The organism is Mesorhizobium sp. M2A.F.Ca.ET.039.01.1.1 (assembly GCF_003998035.1).
Classification (GTDB): Bacteria; Pseudomonadota; Alphaproteobacteria; order Rhizobiales; family Rhizobiaceae; genus Mesorhizobium.
The window spans coordinates 1-2,533 of record NZ_RZRY01000816.1 but is presented as its reverse complement, the minus strand read 5'-3'; the positions used below and the strand labels follow the sequence as shown (position 1 = coordinate 2,533).

At 60.6% G+C, this 2,533-nt stretch carries 2 protein-coding genes and 2 pseudogenes; 2 read left to right on the top strand and 2 right to left on the bottom strand.

The annotated features are described in order from the left end of the window. Together EOA24_RS34140 and EOA24_RS42050 are read left to right on the top strand one after the other, a co-directional pair. Window positions 1–1,122: aminotransferase class III-fold pyridoxal phosphate-dependent enzyme (locus tag EOA24_RS34140; RefSeq protein WP_127410601.1), on the top strand; the 1,122-nt coding region annotated here is incomplete at its 5' end. Window positions 1,123–1,136: 14 nt separating this feature from the next. Beyond that, window positions 1,137–1,277 carry a hypothetical protein gene (locus EOA24_RS42050; RefSeq protein ID WP_189354468.1) on the top strand — a complete coding sequence of 47 codons (141 nt, stop codon included), beginning with the start codon at window positions 1,137–1,139 and terminating at the stop codon, window positions 1,275–1,277. Between the two features lie 276 nt (window positions 1,278–1,553). Here EOA24_RS42050 and EOA24_RS34135 read toward each other — a convergent pair. Together EOA24_RS34135 and EOA24_RS34125 are read right to left on the bottom strand one after the other, a co-directional pair. Next, a pseudogene (locus EOA24_RS34135) lies at window positions 1,554–1,687 on the bottom strand (IS5/IS1182 family transposase); the annotation flags it as partial. A 447-nt stretch (window positions 1,688–2,134) separates the two neighbouring features. Continuing rightward, a pseudogene (locus EOA24_RS34125) lies at window positions 2,135–2,533 on the bottom strand (hypothetical protein); the annotation flags it as partial.

The window sequence follows — 2,533 nt, the reverse complement described above, 5'->3', positions numbered from 1 at the left end:
GCGTTGGCGCCGTTCGACAACGCGCGCGTTTTTCTGGTCGGCTCCGGTTCGGAAGCCAATGACACGATGGTCAAGCTCGCCTGGTATTACCAGGCCGCGCGGGGGCGTCCCGACAAACGCAAGATTATCAGCAGGTTTGGGGCCTTCCACGGCAGTACGGTTATGGGGGCTGCGCTGAGTGGTCTGCCGCACATGCATAAGTCCTTCAATCTGCCGACGCTTCCCGTTCTATTCGCGGCGCGGCCGTTCCACTATCTTGAGAGCCTGCCGGCCGAGACAGAGAGTGACTACGCCACGCGCCTCGCAGAGGAGCTCGAGGCCTTGATCCTGGCGGAAGGGCCGGAGACCATCGCCGCGATGATCGCCGAGCCTGTCATGGGCGCCGGTGGCGTGCTGGTGCCGCCGGAAGACTATTTCCTCAAGATTCAAGCCGTGCTGCGCAAATACGATATCCTCATGTTGTCCGACGAGGTGGTTTGTGGATTCGGGCGCACCGGAAACTGGTTTGGTAGCCAGACATTCGGCATGGAACCAGACATGCTCTCGATAGCCAAGGGGCTTTCATCCGGTCACCTGCCGATCGGCGGCGTTATTATCTCCGACAAGATCTACCAATGCGTTGCCGACGAAGCCCACAAGGTCGGCGTGTTCGGCCACGGTTTCACCTATTCCGGTCATCCCGTGACAGCCGTCGTCGCCGCCGAGGCGATCAAGATTTACCGGGAGATCGATCTCATAAGCCGAGCGCGTCGTCTCGGCGACTACCTCCATGGAGCACTTGCCGACGCGCTCGACGGCCACATGTTGGTCGGCGAGGTCCGCGGTCGCGGCTTCATCGCCGGGATTCAGATCGTCCAGGATCGCGCCGCCCGTCGCGCCTTCGCGCCGGAGCTGCGAATGGGCGCCGATGTCGAGCGGCGGTGCCGCGAGCACGGTGTGATGATCCGAAACATGGGGGACGTCCTGGCGATTTGCCCGCCCTACGTCATCACCCCCAATGAGATAGACGCCTTGGTAGACGGTGTTCGCGCGGCGCTTGATGAGACTGCGGCGGCGCATCCGCGGGCCGACCACTGGGGTGAGGCCGCAGGCCGGTCAGGCGTTTGCCGACCCGGTCGCTAGACCGTTCACCGCCCATGCTGTCGGATCGCATCGCCGTCTTCCAGGCCGGCCGTGTCGAGCAACTGTCGACGTCCAGGATGCTCTACGAGCAGCCGCGAACCGGTTTCGTCGCGGGGTTCATCGGTGAGAAGAAAAAGCGGACAAGACGAGCATAGGCCTCGAGCAGATGTTGGGGCCCGGTTCTTGTCGCTTCGAACGACACGTGCACGCGCAGCACAGGCGATCCATGCGCCGGACCATGTGCGCCTCCATCGGCCAGCTCGCAGCTGGGCCGTCGATGGCGCATTAATCCTGTGGTGGCTCTGATTCGCCCGCGACAAATCGACTCGCATTCCGACCACGACGAGCCTCACCAAGCTGCTGCCTACGACTTGGACGCTCGATCCGCACCGACCACTCAAAGGCAACCTTAGCAACATTGTACAGTGGTTCATGACCCATCGTCGCGGCAGAACCTCGAAGCCCTTGGCCGTGTCGGAGCGCTTGATGATTTCAATGGTCCACGTGCCCAGGTCGGCCAGGGCCTGCGTCAGTTTTCTCCGGCATAGCCGCCGTCGGCGAATAGATCGCCCATAGATTTCCGGCGACGCCGTAATAGCCATAGTGGCCGCGCAGGACGACGTTGATTTCACCGGCCTGGTCACTGATCTTGTAATTCCGTATTCGCCGCATTAGCTCCTGCAGAGACATAAGGCTGCGCTTTAGCCGAGATTTCTCGGTGCGCATCCCAACCTTGAAGTTACCTCTTTGATTTCGCGTGCAATAGGGCGTTAGACCCAGAAAGTAGGTTGTCCGGGCGGTTTCTGCCGCCTTTGCCCGCGTGTCTTTGCGCGAACCGACCAAACTCGACCAACTTGGTCTTGGTCGGCTCTAGAATGAGGCCGAAATTCCCCAACGGAAGACAACAAATGTGCTCGAACACATTTGGTGCCCGCATTGGGCTCGCTGGATCTGTGCGGGGAGCGCAGGGAAACCTGCGTCGCTACCGCGAAACATGAGAGCGCCATTGATCCTATTCCCCAAGGGCCGGAAATGGTGTGATCGACCAACTGATTAAGTCGACGGCACGCTGAAGTATCGCCTTAGTCTGAGCAAGGCTGGGTGAAGCGGCGATCACATGTCCGATACACTCTGGGAGATCGCCTTTCCTGACGATCGGCGTGTTGGGCTCAACGTACAATTTGACCTCGGCGACACCTGAGACGGCAGCCGCCCGGCTGCCGCCAGCAATCCGATCGAGATTGCCATCGCAATCAGCAACTAGGAACTGCACGGCCGCACTGTGCGAGTGCCTGCTTCGCAGGTTCCATTCGTCTCCGATGACAAGCTTGATGTGCTCGGTCACAAGATCGATGCCGTAAGCCAGTTGAACCAGTTGAGGACCGGTCGCACCCCCAAGACGCGGGTTGAC